The organism is Sporosarcina sp. JAI121, from assembly GCF_013408665.1.
Classification (GTDB): domain Bacteria; phylum Bacillota; class Bacilli; order Bacillales_A; family Planococcaceae; genus Sporosarcina.
Window position 1 is genome coordinate 553,371 of record NZ_JACCCL010000001.1, and the last position, 16,365, is coordinate 569,735.

The window sequence follows — 16,365 nt, forward strand, 5'->3', positions numbered from 1 at the left end:
AGCAAGATACTAGCAAAAAGCTTTAAGCAATGGAGGAAGAAAAATGGACATAAAAGAACAACAGTTATTTGCCTACTATTATAAGAAGTTTGCCGAAAGAAGTTTTGATGAGAAAGACCTTTACAGTTTCTTGATGTTAGTGAAAGATGAGGCTGAGGGGATAAAAAGTATTCAAGAGCTTGGAAATTTCATTGCAAACCGGGAAGATAGTACGGGGTATGTGAATGAATACCTTGAAGAGTGTAAGCGAATCATCAATAATCTGGGCAAAGAATCGAATGGAAAGAAGATTGAGGATCTGTTCTCGTTCAAGGAGATACGAAACGGCTTTAATACGTTGTTTTTAAAACACGGCTACGAGAAATTGCCTCCGGCGGTTATAAATGATTTCATATTATGCATCATTTCTTTATTGCAGGGCGTTAAATTAGTATCAGGTAATTTGAAAAGAGAAGTGGGGCATCTGAGTTTTGCAGTTTCCAGCAAAGAAATATTTTTGATGGGAAATATGAAAGCTCTTAATAAGGGGCGGTATATTCCCGTAACGTTTCAAATCCTAGTTGCAGAGAATAGTTATGAAAAGGTAAAACCGCAGGACAAGAATGACACACCTTACCTATTCAATGAGGAACTGATCGAGGTTGTAAATATCGATGGAGAAATTGTGATTACGTTTATTGGGTGACAGTCACCACTACAATTCATGAGCAATTCAGAAAACTAAACAACTCAAAATAAGACCAGCCACAATTGGACAGTGGCTGGTCTTTTTGTCTTTACTGCTATGTATTATGCGGCACTACCGGGAAATCCCCAGTCGGATGAGGCGTAGTATTATTTTTCACCTTCCGCCGAAGGTGCCCCTGCGCGGGACAAAGATGTGCCGCTTCTCTGTGATTAGTAGTATATGCATGATTGAAGAAGAATATACATGCTACTATCCGAGGCTGGGTGACAGTCACCACTACAAATCAGACACTATTCAGAAAAACTACTCAATTTTATATAAAGTCAAAGACACCCAGCCATGTGTGTACCTGGCCGGGTGTCATCGTTTAAATGATTAAAGCTTCGCATATTCAGGGTCCGCAACTTTCACAAGCTGTTTACCCAGATTCGTACCTTTGAATAAACCGAGAAATGCTTCCGGTGTATTTTCAAAACCTTCTACAATTGTTTCCTCGTATTTCAGTTTACCTTGCTGTAGCCATTTCCCTAAGTCAGTGGCACCGACACTGAAATCGGCTGCATAATCGCCAATTGTGAAGCCTTTCATAAGCGTACTTGTCTTAATCATGGCGGATTGGATCCGAGGGCCTGTATCTTTTCCATCTGAATTATAAGAAGAAATAGCTCCGCATAATGCAATTCGTGCATGTCGATTTAACAGTGTGAAAACGGCATCTGAAACATCGCCCCCTACATTATCGAAATAGATGTCTACCCCGTTAGGTACGGCATTACTGAGATCGTCCCAGAAGCTTTCCTTCTTATAATTAACAGCTGCATCGAAGCCGAGCTCATTTAGTAAGTAATCGATTTTTGCGTCAGAACCGGCGATACCAACTACCTTGGCGCCTTTAATTTTTGCGATTTGCCCAACTACTGAACCAACAGCCCCGGCAGCCCCCGAAACGACGACCGTTTCACCCTCTTTGGGTTTTCCGATATCAAGCAATCCGAAATAAGCTGTTAAGCCTGGCATACCTAGAATTCCCAAGTGAGTTGTGACAGGAGCAAGGGCCGGATCGACTTTTCGGATTTCTTTTTCAGTCGCTACGGTATATTCAGCCCAACTGAGATTCCCTACGACTACATCTCCTTGTTTGAAGGCGTCAGATCGGGACTCGACCACTTCAGCCACGACACCTCCAACGATGACCTTATTTAATTCAAATGGAGCAATATAGGACTTGGAATCTTGCATTCTTCCACGCATGTATGGGTCGACGGATAAATAAAGTGTCCGCACCAAAATCTCATTTTCGTTTGGAGAGGGAATCGAACTCTCCACAAAATTAAAATCCTCTTTCGACGGCATTCCTTTTGGACGGTTGGCAAGGTGAATTTCCTGTAGTTTTACTAGTGTCATTGAAAGTCCTCCCTTATGGTTGCCAATAAGATGGCAGAGCAAAAAGCATACACGTGCGAAGATCGTGGGTCAAAGAATCAGGACCGGGTGTTCAATTTCGACTGATTATTGATTTCTGGATCCTTACTGGTAGTTGCATCAAAAGAGAATACAACAAAATAAGTTACTGATATAATGGAAAAGACGGAATATTTCTCCTGTAAGATTTGGTAAAGGGTGAGGGAATTGAAAATACTCGTAACAGGCGGACTGGGTTTCATCGGAAGCCACACGGTCGTGGAGCTTTCCAATAAAGGATATGAATGCGTTATAGTGGATAATTTGGCATTAGGTAGTCGTGAAACGTTCGGGCGGATGCAGAAAATCTCCGAATACCCAATTCGATGCAGGAATATCAATCTTTTGGATAGAGAACAGTTGGCGGATGTATTTAAACAAAATCGATTCGACGCAGTCATTCATCTGAACGAGTCGAGAGCGGTCGATGAGTCGATGGAAAATCCACTCGTGCGTCATGAGGATATGATAAATTCCACGGCGAATCTTTTGGAAGAAATGAAGAAAGCGGATGTGAAAAGAATTATATATAGTTCATCTATACCGGCCCGTAAAGATACAACAAGTTTCGGTTGGAATCCATATGACCATACCAATTCAATCGTTGAGGAGATGCTATATGATCTATCCCATTTGGATCCGAAATGGCGGGTTTCGGTTCTGAAATATACCACCCCTGTCGGCGCGCATTCTTCCGGGATGATTGGCGATGAACCGGGCGGAATCCCTACTAATCTGCTGTCCTCCATTGCCATGGCTGCAAACGGTGGGGAAGTGGTTGTGGATGTACCGGGTGAACCTAGTTTGATGGGTTTTATTCATGTGACGGACCTTGCGAACGCGCATGACAAGGCACTGAAATATTTAATCCGGAATGCAGGAAGTCGAACATTGAACGTGGGGACGGGAAAGGGCTATTCCGCGCTGGAAGTTATCCACATGTTCGAGGAAGTGAACGAAGTGAAAATCCCCTATCAAATTGTGGACAAGTATCTGGAAGACTTTGCGATGAATTGTATAGATTCATCGGAGGCAGAAAACGAATTGGACTGGAAAGCGGAACGCGGGCTGCGGGAAATGTGTGAAGATACGTGGCGGTGGGAGAAGGAATCGAAGAGATTGTTGATGGGATAGGGGAGTTTTGTTGATTGAAATGATAATAGGAGAAAAGAGCGTTGACGTTGGGACTGATATCACATGACAAAGAACGGGTATAGGAGTTTTTAATAAACTATTGACTACCCGTCGATTGGGGTAATGTGAACTACACAATGATAATTGTGCTGAGAAAACACCTTCTGTTAAATCGATTTAGTTAAAAGACTAAATTTGATACAGAAGGTTTTTTTAGTTCGCGGTCCTATGTCATAGTATTGTTTTTTTACGACTACTTGAATGTTCATAATTGTAGTGCAGCACCATGGATTCTTACATTTGTTTTTTACAATTTGTGCGTAATAGACTTCCCAATAAAGTTTAGGTCACTAAATTTTGAAAAACTGGCACGATATTTGCATTACATAAATATAAGCGGGGAAATAAATATAAGGGGGGAGAAGCCCAAAATGAATCCTGTAAAACTGCAGAATACTTTTATTGAACCAGATGATTTACTTAGATATGAACTACTATTATATTCCGCAGTATTTTTAAACACGTTAATTACTGTTATGAACACTTCAATGTTTAATGTCGCTATTCCCGATATTATTGACTTTTTTAAGGTGAATGCCCAATCCGCTTCGATGATTGTAAGTAGTTATTCTATTATTTTTGCATTGAGCGCTATTTTATACAGTAAACTTTCTGAATCAATTCCAATTAAATGGTTATTGTCTATCGGCATTTTATTACTTTGTACAGGTTCTATTATTGGAATGACAGCAAACTCCTATTTGGGACTTATACTAGCGCGTATCTTACAAGCATTAGGTGCTTCTTCTATCTCTGCACTAAGTATTATTGTGACTACAAGATATATCCCTTTCAAACGACGAGGAAAAAGACTTGGGCTTGTTGCAGCCGCTGTTACACTTGGCTTTGGAATTGGCCCACTTGTAGGTGGTATATTGACTCAATTTTTGGGATGGAAATATTTGTTTAGTGTTTCTTTATTATCGCTAATTGGATTACCATTTTACTTTCTATTACTGCCACTCGAAAAAAGAAAAAAAGAGGTGTTTGACAACATCGGTATATTTCTTTTCTTCGCAGGAATTGTCCTGTTTTTAGGGACAATCACTTATTCATGGTTATTGAGTCCTTTATTAATCGTAATCGTATTCATTTTTTTAAGGCATATTAACCGTCATAAAGCACCGTTTTTAGAGCCTACATTAATGAAAGACACATCTTTTTTATTTATTACTAGCGTAGGATTTATCACTTTTTTCTGTAATTTTTCTATTTTATTTTTATTGCCATTAACGCTCGTTAGTTCTTTTCATATAAAGAGTTCTGCCATAATAGGTCTTACTTTATTTCCCGGCGCACTTACGGCCGTCGTGATTTCCATACTAGCGGGAAGAGCAGTCGATAGGATTGGTGCTGAATGGGTGGCTTTTATCGGAACGTTTCTTATGCTTATTGCAGGGGTGGTTGCAAGTGCATTGGGAAATTATTCTATTTTATTTATCATGATAATCTTTAGTATCTCTAGTAGCGGCTTTGTTTGTATTACGACAAGCTTTCCTAATATTTTAACGAAAATATTGCCAAGAGATCAGTTGTCCACTGGAATTGGCACACTTCAATTGATTCAATATATGGGCGGGGGTATTGGCGTTACTATATCAGGGAAATTAGTAACCTATTTTGATGATAGGCTACCAGGACACTATCAGTATGTATTCGTTTTTATCACTTTGTCATTTATTGCATTGGTCGCCGTTATTATTTATGGTTACCATTTTAAGTTATTTAAAAGACGGCTAAAACCAGAAAAATCGATTCATGGATAAAGAGCACAGCGAAAATCAAGATTTTGCATTATTAGGAAAACAGAGGTAACATTATTACAAAGGAGTGCTTGTTTTGATTCAGATGGATAATATACCTTTTCTGTATCTTGAGACATCTTTAAATAATGAAGTGCTTAGTATGAATGTGCACCTTTCGGCCGATCTGAAAACAGAAGTGCTGAATAAACCTGTGAGTGAAATTTTTGACGTTTGGCATGCGAAACAGGGAGGAAAATTAATTCAGGCAAGATTGAACAATAAAGGATATATATTTTTAAAAGAACAATTTACTGACTATGGAATTATCTATGTTGGAATTACATCTCAAGAACTTGAAAACAAGTCGAGCGAACTACAAGAGTTGCAACGTATAAACCGTCATCTTGACGCCGTCATTGAGAATTCTTACGATGGTATTTATATTACGAATAAAGATGGAGTCACATTGCGAACGAATTCAGCAATTGAAAGAATTACGGGTATACCGAAAGAATATTATTTGAATAAGAAAGTAGACGATTTAATTAAGCGGGGGATTCTTGAGGATTCTGTTACGCATAAAGTCATGGAGAAAAAGAGAAGTGTATCTCTTGTGCAACTCAATTATTCAGGTAAGGAAACACTTCTTACTGGCAATCCGGTGTTTAATGAACAAGGGGAAGTGGAAAGTGTTGTCACGAATGTACGCGACTTATCTGATCTGAATGGCTTGCAAATCGCCCTTCGGAAAGCCAATGAATTAAATGAAAGCTACCAAAAAGAGATTGAAAGACTAAAGAGAAGCGAGTCCTTCATAGATGGGAAGACTGTTGTGGAAAACGAGCAGATGCGGATTATCTATGATACAGCCAAGCGTATTGCAAATGTCTCCGCTACAGTTCTGATTCTAGGGGAAACAGGTGTTGGTAAAGATGTGTTAGCCAAATATATTTATAATGAAAGCGAGCGGAGAAGAAGCGGCAAATTCATTAAAGTGAACTGTGGTGCAATTCCTTCGCACTTGCTTGAGTCAGAGTTATTCGGTTACGCTGGCGGTGCTTTTACTGGTGCAAGTAAAAATGGGAAGCCTGGCATGTTTGAACTGGCGGATAAAGGATTTTTATTTTTGGATGAAATTGGTGAAATGCCGTTAGACCTGCAAGTGAAACTACTAAGGGTCATTCAAGAAAGGGAAATACAACGGGTTGGTGGAACATCAACAAAAAAAGTTGATGTTCGGTTGCTAGCAGCGACTAATCGGAATTTAAAAGAGATGGTTCAAGAAGGGAAGTTCCGTGAAGATTTATATTACCGTTTAAACGTCGTTCCAATTGTTATCCCGCCTTTACGGGAACGAAAAGAGGAAATACATGAATTAATTAAGTTGTTTTTAAAAGATATCAATGAAAAGTATGGAATGAAAAAAGAATTGAATGCAGAACTTATTTCTTTTTTCTATCGACATAATTGGCCTGGTAATATTAGAGAGCTTTCCAATTTGCTAGAACAAATTGTTCTGCTCAACAGCGTGGATCGTCTTGAGCTCGAGCATCTGCCAGCTGAGTACAAGATGGAAAGCAATGCCCAACCAATCGTTGTCAATGAAACAATGACATTGAAAACAGCAGTGGAAGCAGCTGAAGAAAATCTTTTGAAGCAGGCTGCCGAAAAGTATACGACAACATATGACCTGGCAAAGGCGCTTGACACGAGCCAGCCGACCATCGTTCGGAAACTGAAAAAATACAATGTTCGATTGAAAGGGAGAGATCGTAACCTATGAATATTGGTATTATGGGTAGCGGCGCAGTCGGTTCTTTTTTTGGCAGTTTTTTAACAGAAGCCGGACACGAAGTGAAATACATTGCCCGCGGGAACCACTTAGCTGAAATGAATAAAAATGGATTGGTAATTATGCGAGGGGATGAAAAAGTAACCATCCATCGGACATTCACCGACAACATTGAAGCGCTTGACGACAGCGAACTCATTTTGTTCTGCGTTAAATCAGGGGACACGAAGGAAACTGCGGAACGTTTAAAAAAAGTGATTCCCGAATCGGCCTATGTCATGACGCTTCAAAATGGTGTGAGTAATGAAGAAGAGTTGGTCAAGGTGCTTGGTGAAGAACGCGTGTTATCAGCGGCGGCATATGTGCAGGCTTCAGTTGAATCACCGGGCATGATCAAACAAAGTGGAAGGTATAAACTTGTTATCGGTGCACTTGGTGAAAAGGGGAAAGAAGCCGCGAAAACATTCTCAACGCTTCTAAACGAAGCTCAAATCCCAGCGGATTGTTCTCGGCAAATAATGTTGAGAAAATGGAAGAAGTATTTGTTTAGCTTACTATTTAATCCGTTATCAGCTGCGACGGATAGGTCAATCGGACAAATACTTGAAGATCCACATCTAAAAGAAGTAGCATGGATGATTGGTTTGGAAACAATTCAGGTAGCTAGATTGTGTGGCTATCCATTAACTGAAGAGGATATCCATATTGCCTTTCAAAATGCCGAATTTGCAAAAGAACACACGACATCGATGCTGCAGGATATTCGGAAGGGAAAAGTGACTGAAGCGGACGAGTTAATAGGTTATGTATTGAAAAAAGCTCATGAGCACAAGTCACCGATGAACACCTTGAAAACTGTGTATTTACTGCTGAAAAGTATAGAGAACACCCTTTAAAACTTGTATTTTTACAGGTTTTTTTCTTTTTCTCCGCCAATCACTCAAAAGTGGATCGTTGATTCAAAAATGAATCGCTAATCCATGGGGAATCGACTAGTATTGGATTCAAAATTGAATCGAAAATGTAGTGAATTATGTGTAGGGATATCCAAAACCCAGTCATTCGGCATCTTGAAGTTTGGCACGAAAGTTGCAACTGTCTATATATAGGAAAATGAATGGCCATAAAAGGGAGGAAACGAATATGTTCACACAATTGAAACCAGAGATTGATCAAATGAAACAAATGGTTCGAAACTATGTAGAGAGAGAAGTGGAACCGTATGCACAGCAAATAGAAGAGGAAGATAAAATTCCGCAGCATTTGATAGAACAGGCAAAAGAACTTGGATTGTTCGGTATAAGTATTCCGGAAGAGTATGGGGGAATCGGCTTAAATGCAGTGGGCAAGGCGGTTATACTTGAACAGCTTGGTCGGACGCATAATGGTTTTGTAAGTCTCATTAGCGCACATACCGGCATAGGAAGTACCGGGCTTGTGAAACTCGCTTCCCCTTATTTGAAAGATAAGTATTTACCGGGAATGGCGGCAGGAGAAAAAATCGCAGCATTTGCGCTTTCAGAACCGGCAGCTGGATCTGACGCAACAAATTTAGAAACGAGAGCAGTAAAACGCGGTGATAAGTGGATTGTGAATGGAACGAAGCATTTCATTACGAATGCACCAGTCGCGGATGTTTTTACCGTTTTTGCTTTAACCGATAAAGAAAAAGGGGCAAAAGGCGGCATCACAGCTTTCTTAATCGAAAAAGATTTTCCAGGTTTCACAATCGGGAAAATAGATAAAAAAATGGGCCTCCGAGGATCGTATACCGCCCAGCTTATTTTTGAAGATTGTGAAGTACCCGATGTAAATGTTATCGGAGAAGTTGGAATGGGCTATTTGTCCGCTTTGAAAATTCTCGGTGAGGGTCGCGTTGGACTCGCTGCCCGGGCAGTGGGCTCCTGTGATAAATTGATTGAACTTTCTGCATCCTATGCGAAAGAAAGAAAACAGTTCGGCAAGCCGATTGCGGATAACCAAGCAATTCAATGGATGCTTGCGGATATGGCAACGGAGACGGAGGCTGCTCGAATGCTTACATTGAAGGCAGCACATATGATTGATGATGGAAAAAAAGTGATTAAAGAAGCGTCCATGGCAAAACTATTTGCTTCTGATGTATTTAATAGGGTTGCAGATAAGGCTGTTCAAATTCACGGCGGGATGGGGTACGTAGCCGATTATCCAATTGAAAGGTTTTACCGGGATGCGCGTATCACAAAAATTTATGAAGGTACAAATGAAATTCAACGCCTCATTATTGCACGGAAAGTGTTGGAAGGGTAATTGAATAGGGGGTTGGAGAGGGTGGGAAAAACGGAAAATAAACCATGGAAGCAATGGTATGAAGAGAGATTACTATCCCTAAAGTTACCGGAATGTTCCATTTACGCGCTACTCGAAAATACTGTTAAGCGGTTTCCCTCTCATACAGCAATTGTATTTGAAGACGAAACAACAGATTACACAACTCTAAAGGCACAAGTGGACAAACTTGCTGGAAAATGGAAGGAACTTGGTTTGAAAAAAGGGGATCGGATTGGCTTGATGATGGCCAATCACCCTCTTTATATTGTGAGTTACTATGCAGCGCAGGCGCTAGGTCTCATCGTTGTCCAAGTGAATCCAATGTATACATTTCGGGAGTTAATGCAAATTGTGAATGATTCCGAAACGCAGTATATTGTTTTTGACAAGATAGCCAAGCGTACTGTTGAAGAAATAAAAGTGGTGTATTCGTTCGAACAGTGCTTCTCGATTGAGGATGACGACAGTGGATTCATATCTATTCAATCACTTATTGACAATGGAAAGGCGATCATTGAACCTGAAGTCATTAATCCGCATGAAGATGTCGCCGTTATTCAATATACCGGAGGAACAAGTGGAGTAATGAAAGGCGCAATGCTCACTCATTATAATCTTACTTCAAACGTCGTTCAAAGCTTTGAAATGTACGGCGAGACCATGAGGCAGGGAGAAGAAGTTGTCCTAACAGTGACGCCGCTTTACCATGTGTATGCAATGACGAGTGCAATGAATCTTGGTATTTACATTGGAGCAACGATTCTTTTGATACCTAAATTTGAAATTCAACATGTTCTTGATAATGTGAGGAAATATCGTCCGACATATTTCCCCGGTGTACCTAAAATGTACAATGCGTTTATAAATTACCCGGCTATCGAAAAATATGATTTGAAATGCTTGAATCATTGCTCATGCGGCTCCGCTCCACTTCCTATTGAAGTCATTAAGCGTTTTGAAGAATTGACAGGTGCTGTGATTGGTGAAGGATTTGGTTTATCAGAAGCATCTCCGTCAACACATCGCAATCCGAAATTCTCTAAACGAAAATTAGGTAGTATCGGAATTCCATTTCTAGGCACAGATTGCATGATTATTGACGACAACGGTACAGAACTGAGACCCAATTGTGTTGGCGAGCTGCTAATCAAAGGTCCGCAAATCATGAAAGGCTACTGGAACAACGAAGAAGAAACCAAGCTAGCGCTACGTAACGGCTGGCTGTATACAGGCGACCTGGCAATGATGGATGAAGAAGGCTATTTTTATATCGTAGGCAGAAAAAAGGAAATGATTATCGTCGGCGGTTTTAATATTTATCCACAAGAAGTGGAGAGCGTCTTATACGAACATCCAGATATCCAAGAGGCGGCAGTGGCGAGCATTCCCCACACTAATTTGGAAGAAACGATAAAGGCATTCATTGTACCGAAAGAAGGCGTCACAATCGATATCGAAGAAATCAAAGGGTATTGCTACGCAAAGTTAACGCCGTACAAAGTACCAAAGGAATTTGAAGTGATAGAGGAACTTCCGAGAAACACAGTCGGTAAGCTATTAAAAAGACTGCTTATCAAAGGGGAGCTGGAGAAGAGGGGACTAGAACCAAACGGGAAGAGATAAGGCGAACAGACAAGGAGGGGAGGAATTATTAATGTTACATGATGACTATGAAAACATTGACGTGAAATTTGAAAATAAAGTGTGTGTTGTTACATTAAACCGACCAGAAAAAAGAAATGCACTTGGTCAAGAAATGAGAGAAGAGTTAAGAAGTTTCTTCACTAGCATTAAAGATAATGATGAAGTAAAAGTCATTCTATTAACCGGCGAAGGTAAAGCTTTTTCTGCCGGAGGTGATCTAAGCGCCTTGAAAACGGTGGATGCAGTGTCGGGAAGAAGAAGATTGCAAGCGGGGCATGACATGATCCATTCCATCCTCGATTTAGAAAAACCGGTTATAGCGGCGGTTAATGGTGTGGCTGCTGGAGCAGGAGTCAGTCTTGCATTGGCTTGTGATGTAATCATTGCGGGTCATTCAACTTCCTTTATTCAGAGCTTCATTAAAGTGGGATTGATACCTGATCTTGGTTCCATCTATTTCCTTCCAAGGTTAATAGGACGTCATCGTGCTATGGAACTGATGCTGACAGGTGGAAAAATATCTGCTGACCAAGCGCAGCAAATGGGCGTTATTAATCGTATAGTCCCAGATGATTCACTATTAGATGAAGCATATTCTTTGGCCGCGACATTGGCCGAGGGACCAGCTATTGCAATGGGCTTAACAAAAAGAGTAACAAATAAAAGCATCTTGGCTGACATTAATGAAACGCTTGAGTTAGAAGGTTTTGCCCAAGGTATGTGTTTTGAAACCGAAGACTTCAAAGAAGGTGTGAATGCATTCTTTGAAAAACGCAAACCACAATTTAAGTAATGAATAGTAAGGTATTTCTAACGTTGCATGTTCATCATTACGATCTTTACGGGAGAGGAATTGAGCATAGTGGAAAACAATAAAATCAGTCATGTAGCAGTCGTCGGTTCAGGTGCGATGGGTTCACAAATTGCAATGGTTTGTGCACTTGCGGGTTATCCAGTCACGTTACAAGATATTGAACAAGAAAGTCTTGATAGAGCGAAGGCGTTTCTTAAAAAGCAGATGGACAGTCGTGTTGAAAAGGGAAGATTCACACGGGTAGAAGTAGACAGCGCATTTGACCGACTTTCATTTACCGCTTCCATAGAGGACTTGTCAAATGCAAATATAGTGATTGAAGCGATTGTTGAAAAACTGGATGCGAAACGTGAACTTTTTGCTAAGCTCGATAAAATTGTAGCGGAGAACACGATTTTAGCAACGAACAGTTCAACGATAGTCAGTTCAAAACTGGCAGATGTCGTTAGCTATCCGGAAAATGTTTGCAATATTCACTTCTTTAATCCGGTTCTTGTCATGGAGATGGTTGAAGTGGTGAAAGGACCCCATACGTCTGAGGAAACAGCCGCGAAAAGCATGGCGTTTGTGGAAAGCATTCGTAAAACACCGGTTTTGCTTAAGAAGGAAATATCGGGTTTCATCGCTAACCGTATTCTCGGAAAGTTGATGGATGAAGCGGTATTCCTTTATGAAAACGGTTACGCCACACACGAAGAAATCGATCTCGTCTGTAAAAAAGCGTTGAATCACCCGATTGGACCGTTTGCTTTAATGGATTTAACAGGAATTGACGTAAATTATTTCGTGCGAATGCAACGATATAACGAAAGCGGAGATGAAAAAGATAAGCCGGCTCGTATTGTCGCTGAAAAAGTGGAGAAAGGCGAGCTTGGCAAAAAGACTGGAAAAGGTTTTTATGAATACGATGAAAAAGGGATCAGAGTGGGGGTACTGTCATGAATATAGTTGTATTGCTGAAAAGAACATTTGACACGGAAGAGAAAATTTCAATCGCCAACGGACAGGTCCAAGAAGAAGGCGCAGAATTCATCATTAATCCGTACGACGAATATGGCGTGGAAGAAGCCATCCGACTACGCGATAATCATGGAGGCGAAGTGACAGTCGTATCCGTCGGCGGCGAGGAAGCGGAAAAACAACTGCGGACAGCGCTCGCGATGGGAGCGGATAAAGCTGTTCTTATAAACACAGAAGATGATCTGGATGAAGGCGATCAGTTCACGACTGCGAAAATTTTAACAAGCTATTTAACAGACAAAAATGCTGATATCATCCTTGCAGGCAACGTAGCAATTGATGGCGGAAGTGGTCAAGTCGGGCCACGTGTCGCGGAAGGACTCGGCATTCCATACGTTACGACGATTACACAAATTGAAGTCAATGGCAAAGCTGTCTCCATTACGCGGGATGTCGAAGGGGATTCGGAGAGTATACAGACATCACTTCCTGTGCTTGTAACGTGTCAGCAAGGGTTAAACGAACCTCGTTATCCTTCGCTTCCAGGAATCATGAAAGCGAAGAAAAAGCCGTTAGAAGAAATTGAGCTTGACGATTTGGATCTGGATGAAGAGGATGTGCGGGCGAAAATAAAAACCCTCGATATTTACTTGCCGCCGCAAAAAGCTGCAGGCCGTTTGCTGGAAGGTGACATTTCTGCTCAAGTGGACGAACTTGTGGGACTGCTTCGTAACGAAGCGAAAGTGATCTAACAATAACGTATAACAGGAGGTTTTAGTGATGGGGAGAAAAGTACTTGTATTAGGTGAGGCCCGTGAAGGACAGCTAAGAAACGTATCATTCGAGGCAATTGCTGCCGGGAAGAAAATTGCCGGAGATGGCGAAACAATCGGTGTGTTGATTGGTGAATCGGTCGGCAAGCATGCGGAAGAGCTGATTCAGTACGGTGCAGACCGTGTCATTACAGTCGAAGATGTGCAACTTGCACAGTATACTTCAGACGCATATTCCCAGGCGTTCATGGCCGTTTTGGATGAGGAAAAACCGGAGGGCATCGTTTTCGGCCATACAGCTCTCGGTAAAGACTTGTCGCCGAAAATTGCCGCTAAAATCGGTGTAGGTCTCGTTTCCGATGCAACATCGATTGAAGAGGAAGCCGGTGAAGTCGTTTTCATACGCCCGATCTATTCCGGTAAAGCATTTGAAAAACTGTCTGTGAGAGATGGTATCGTTTTTGCGACAATCCGTCCGAACAACATCGCGCCGCTTGAACAGGACAAAGCGCGGTCCGGTGAAGTTTCAAGCATCGAAGTACCCATTACAAACCTTCGTACCATCATTAAGGAAGTCGTTCGCAAAACCTCAAAAGGCGTCGACTTATCAGAAGCGAAAGTCGTTATTGCCGGAGGACGGGGCGTGAAAAGTGAAGAAGGTTTTGACCTATTGAATGAACTTGCTGAAGTGCTTGGCGGTGCGGTTGGTGCATCCCGTGGAGCTTGTGATGCGGACTACTGCAATTACTCTTTGCAGATTGGACAGACAGGGAAAGTCGTGACGCCTGATTTGTACATCGCTGCCGGCATTTCGGGTGCTATCCAGCATTTGGCGGGCATGTCGAACTCGAAGGTCATTGTCGCCATCAACAAAGATCCGGAAGCAAATATCTTTAAGGTTGCGGACTATGGCATCGTAGGCGATTTGTTTGAAGTCTTACCGATGCTAACGGAAGAGTTTGAAAAGCTTAGAGCGGTTGTAAATTAAAAGACAGTTGGGAGAGGTACAGATGAAAAACATTTCAATCATAGGTGCCGGTACGATGGGAAGAGGAATCGCTCTCACCTGTTTGGAGGCGGGGTACGACGTTAAAGTGCACGATGTGAATGAAGCGTCACTTTCAGTATGCCGTCAGTACATCGAAAAATACAGCGATAAAAAATCAATCGTTTATACAACAGACTTAAAAGAAGCGGCGTATGAAGCAGACTTGATAATAGAAGCTGTTCTTGAATTGATGGACTTGAAAATAGCCGTTTTTAAAGAGCTTGATGTATACGCGCCAAAAAAGACGATTTTAGCGACGAATACGTCAACGATGAGTCCGACAGAAATCGCTGCTCAAACAAGTCGTCCTGCCCAATGTATAGCCCTTCATTTTTTTAATCCGGTACCTAAAATGAAACTTATTGAAGTGATACGTGGTCTTGAAACATCTGAGGAAACGATTGAAAAATGCTTTGCATTCGGCAAATCCATCGGCAAAGAATGTGTGAACATTAATGAATTCCCCGGCTTTGCGGTTAGCCGAATGAATTGTCTAATTGGTAATGAAGCGATGAATATGGTGATGGAGGGAGTCGGGTCAATCGAAGATATTGATAAGTCGATGAAGCTTGGATTGAACCATCCGATGGGCCCACTTGCTCTCGCAGATTTAGTCGGGCTGGATACGCGGCTTCGCAACATGGAATATTTGCATGAGACACTCGGTGAAAAGTACCGCCCTTGTCCGATATTAAAAAAGTATGTAAAAGCCGGTTGGCTTGGTAAAAAAAGTGGGCGCGGATTTTATCGATACGATTAAAAGGGGGGCTAATGAATGAACTTTGAATTGGATGAGGATATAAAGGTTTTAAAGCGGCATGTCCGCGATTTTATTCAAAATGAAGTCGAAAAAGTCGCGATGCAGATTGAAGAAGAAAATAAAATTCCAGGACATATTGTAGAAATGTCGAAGGAAATGGGTTTGTTTGGATTAAGCATCCCTGAAGAGTACGGTGGTCTTGGCATTGGAATGGTTGGGAAGTGTGCATTATATGAAGAAATTGGTGCTACACACAATGGCTATACGACATTGATCGGTGCTCATACAGGGATTGGAACAGTCGGTATTGTGGAAATGGGAAATGAGACACAAAAGCAAAAATATTTACCTGATATGGCGGCGGGCAACAAGATCGGTGCATTTGCTTTAACCGAGCCAGACGCGGGATCGAACGCGACGAATTTGAAAACGACAGCCGTTAAAAAGGGCGATACCTATATGTTGAATGGAACAAAGCATTATATAACAAATGCAACGGAAGCAGACATTTTTACGGTGATGGCCGTGACGGATCCTTCCAAGGGAGCGAAAGGAATTACATCTTTTATCATTGAAAAAGATTTTCCAGGCTTCCATGTTGGGGCAGTAGAGAAGAAAATGGGGTTACGCGGCTCGCATTCGGCAGAAATTATTATGGATAACTGCGAAGTGCCAATTGAAAATGTGTTAAGTGGAGAAGGGCAGGGCTATGTAAATGCCTTAAAGATCTTAACGAATGGGCGTGCAGGGCTTGCGGCAAGAAATTTGGGTTCTTGTCAGAAATTACTCGACTTATCCGTTATGTATGCTAAAGAGCGCATTCAATTCCAGGTCCCAATCATTGAACACCAGGCCGTCGCTCATATGCTGGCGGAGATGGCAGTTGAAATCGAAGCGCTACGATCATTTACATATCGCGTCGCCTGGATGGTTGATGAAGGACAAACAGTCATCAAAGAAGCCGCGATGTTAAAACTTTATGGGTCGGAAGTGTATAATCGCGTCGCCGATAAAGCCCTGCAAATTCATGGCGGTATCGGGTACATTTCCGATTATCCGATCGAACGATTTTATCGGGATGCAAGAATTACTCGAATTTATGAAGGTACATCAGAAATCCAAAAGAATATCATTTCAGGTCAGTTAACTAAAGAGTATGCATAAGGGGGCAATGTT

14 protein-coding genes are annotated in these 16,365 nt (G+C 41.5%); 13 read left to right on the forward strand and 1 reads right to left on the reverse strand.

Going from position 1 to position 16,365, the window contains the following annotated elements:
• Window positions 1-43: 43 nt before the first annotated feature.
• Window positions 44-685, forward strand: a complete 642-nt coding sequence (locus tag HDC33_RS02620; protein WP_179390970.1) for a hypothetical protein — start codon at window positions 44-46, stop codon at window positions 683-685.
• A gap of 378 nt (window positions 686-1,063) precedes the next feature.
• Here HDC33_RS02620 and HDC33_RS02625 read toward each other — a convergent pair whose 3' ends face one another.
• Window positions 1,064-2,092, reverse strand: coding sequence for an NADP-dependent oxidoreductase (locus tag HDC33_RS02625; protein WP_179390971.1), 1,029 nt, complete (start codon window positions 2,090-2,092; stop codon window positions 1,064-1,066).
• 225 nt (window positions 2,093-2,317) lie between these two features.
• Between HDC33_RS02625 and HDC33_RS02630 the strand changes: the two genes are divergently transcribed.
• The 12 genes from HDC33_RS02630 to HDC33_RS02685 all read left to right on the forward strand — a co-directional run bounded on the left by HDC33_RS02630 (window position 2,318) and on the right by HDC33_RS02685 (window position 16,353).
• On the forward strand, window positions 2,318-3,283 hold the full coding sequence (locus HDC33_RS02630; protein WP_179390972.1) for an NAD-dependent epimerase/dehydratase family protein: 966 nt from the start codon (window positions 2,318-2,320) through the stop codon (window positions 3,281-3,283).
• A 431-nt stretch (window positions 3,284-3,714) separates the two neighbouring features.
• Window positions 3,715-5,109, forward strand: coding sequence for an MFS transporter (locus HDC33_RS02635; RefSeq protein ID WP_179390973.1), 1,395 nt, complete (start codon window positions 3,715-3,717; stop codon window positions 5,107-5,109).
• Between the two features lie 82 nt (window positions 5,110-5,191).
• Window positions 5,192-6,871 (forward strand): sigma-54 interaction domain-containing protein, encoded by a 1,680-nt coding sequence (locus HDC33_RS02640; protein WP_179392596.1) that lies wholly within the window; start codon window positions 5,192-5,194, stop codon window positions 6,869-6,871.
• A complete protein-coding gene (locus tag HDC33_RS02645) occupies window positions 6,868-7,776 on the forward strand; it encodes a ketopantoate reductase family protein (RefSeq protein WP_179390974.1) in 909 nt (302 codons plus the stop codon). The genes HDC33_RS02640 and HDC33_RS02645 overlap by 4 nt, the downstream gene beginning before the upstream one ends.
• A 247-nt stretch (window positions 7,777-8,023) precedes the next feature.
• Window positions 8,024-9,169, forward strand: coding sequence for an acyl-CoA dehydrogenase family protein (locus HDC33_RS02650; RefSeq protein WP_179390975.1), 1,146 nt, complete (start codon window positions 8,024-8,026; stop codon window positions 9,167-9,169).
• Between the two features lie 21 nt (window positions 9,170-9,190).
• Window positions 9,191-10,813 (forward strand): long-chain-fatty-acid--CoA ligase, encoded by a 1,623-nt coding sequence (locus HDC33_RS02655; RefSeq protein WP_179390976.1) that lies wholly within the window; start codon window positions 9,191-9,193, stop codon window positions 10,811-10,813.
• 31 nt (window positions 10,814-10,844) lie between these two features.
• Window positions 10,845-11,627, forward strand: coding sequence for an enoyl-CoA hydratase/isomerase family protein (locus HDC33_RS02660; RefSeq protein ID WP_179390977.1), 783 nt, complete (start codon window positions 10,845-10,847; stop codon window positions 11,625-11,627).
• A 69-nt stretch (window positions 11,628-11,696) separates the two neighbouring features.
• The gene (locus HDC33_RS02665) at window positions 11,697-12,590 is read left to right on the forward strand and encodes a 3-hydroxyacyl-CoA dehydrogenase family protein (protein ID WP_370457398.1); all 894 of its coding nucleotides are present in this window, start codon (window positions 11,697-11,699) and stop codon (window positions 12,588-12,590) included.
• A complete protein-coding gene (locus HDC33_RS02670; protein ID WP_179390979.1) occupies window positions 12,587-13,360 on the forward strand; it encodes an electron transfer flavoprotein subunit beta/FixA family protein in 774 nt (257 codons plus the stop codon). The genes HDC33_RS02665 and HDC33_RS02670 overlap by 4 nt, the downstream gene beginning before the upstream one ends.
• 28 nt (window positions 13,361-13,388) lie before the next feature.
• Window positions 13,389-14,369 (forward strand): electron transfer flavoprotein subunit alpha/FixB family protein, encoded by a 981-nt coding sequence (locus HDC33_RS02675; RefSeq protein WP_179390980.1) that lies wholly within the window; start codon window positions 13,389-13,391, stop codon window positions 14,367-14,369.
• 22 nt (window positions 14,370-14,391) lie between these two features.
• Window positions 14,392-15,189, forward strand: coding sequence for a 3-hydroxyacyl-CoA dehydrogenase family protein (locus tag HDC33_RS02680; protein WP_179390981.1), 798 nt, complete (start codon window positions 14,392-14,394; stop codon window positions 15,187-15,189).
• A gap of 15 nt (window positions 15,190-15,204) precedes the next feature.
• Window positions 15,205-16,353, forward strand: a complete 1,149-nt coding sequence (locus HDC33_RS02685; RefSeq protein WP_179390982.1) for an acyl-CoA dehydrogenase family protein — start codon at window positions 15,205-15,207, stop codon at window positions 16,351-16,353.
• The last annotated feature ends 12 nt before the right edge of the window (window positions 16,354-16,365 follow it).

Coding starts and splice junctions, on each gene's coding strand:
- HDC33_RS02620 (WP_179390970.1), top strand. CDS start 44: ATGGACATAAAAGAACAACAGTTATTTGCCTACTATTATAAGAAGTTT.
- HDC33_RS02625 (WP_179390971.1), bottom strand. CDS start 2,092: ATGACACTAGTAAAACTACAGGAAATTCACCTTGCCAACCGTCCAAAA.
- HDC33_RS02635 (WP_179390973.1), top strand. CDS start 3,715: ATGAATCCTGTAAAACTGCAGAATACTTTTATTGAACCAGATGATTTA.
- HDC33_RS02640 (WP_179392596.1), top strand. CDS start 5,192: ATGGATAATATACCTTTTCTGTATCTTGAGACATCTTTAAATAATGAA.
- HDC33_RS02645 (WP_179390974.1), top strand. CDS start 6,868: ATGAATATTGGTATTATGGGTAGCGGCGCAGTCGGTTCTTTTTTTGGC.
- HDC33_RS02650 (WP_179390975.1), top strand. CDS start 8,024: ATGTTCACACAATTGAAACCAGAGATTGATCAAATGAAACAAATGGTT.
- HDC33_RS02660 (WP_179390977.1), top strand. CDS start 10,845: ATGTTACATGATGACTATGAAAACATTGACGTGAAATTTGAAAATAAA.
- HDC33_RS02670 (WP_179390979.1), top strand. CDS start 12,587: ATGAATATAGTTGTATTGCTGAAAAGAACATTTGACACGGAAGAGAAA.
- HDC33_RS02675 (WP_179390980.1), top strand. CDS start 13,389: ATGGGGAGAAAAGTACTTGTATTAGGTGAGGCCCGTGAAGGACAGCTA.
- HDC33_RS02680 (WP_179390981.1), top strand. CDS start 14,392: ATGAAAAACATTTCAATCATAGGTGCCGGTACGATGGGAAGAGGAATC.
- HDC33_RS02685 (WP_179390982.1), top strand. CDS start 15,205: ATGAACTTTGAATTGGATGAGGATATAAAGGTTTTAAAGCGGCATGTC.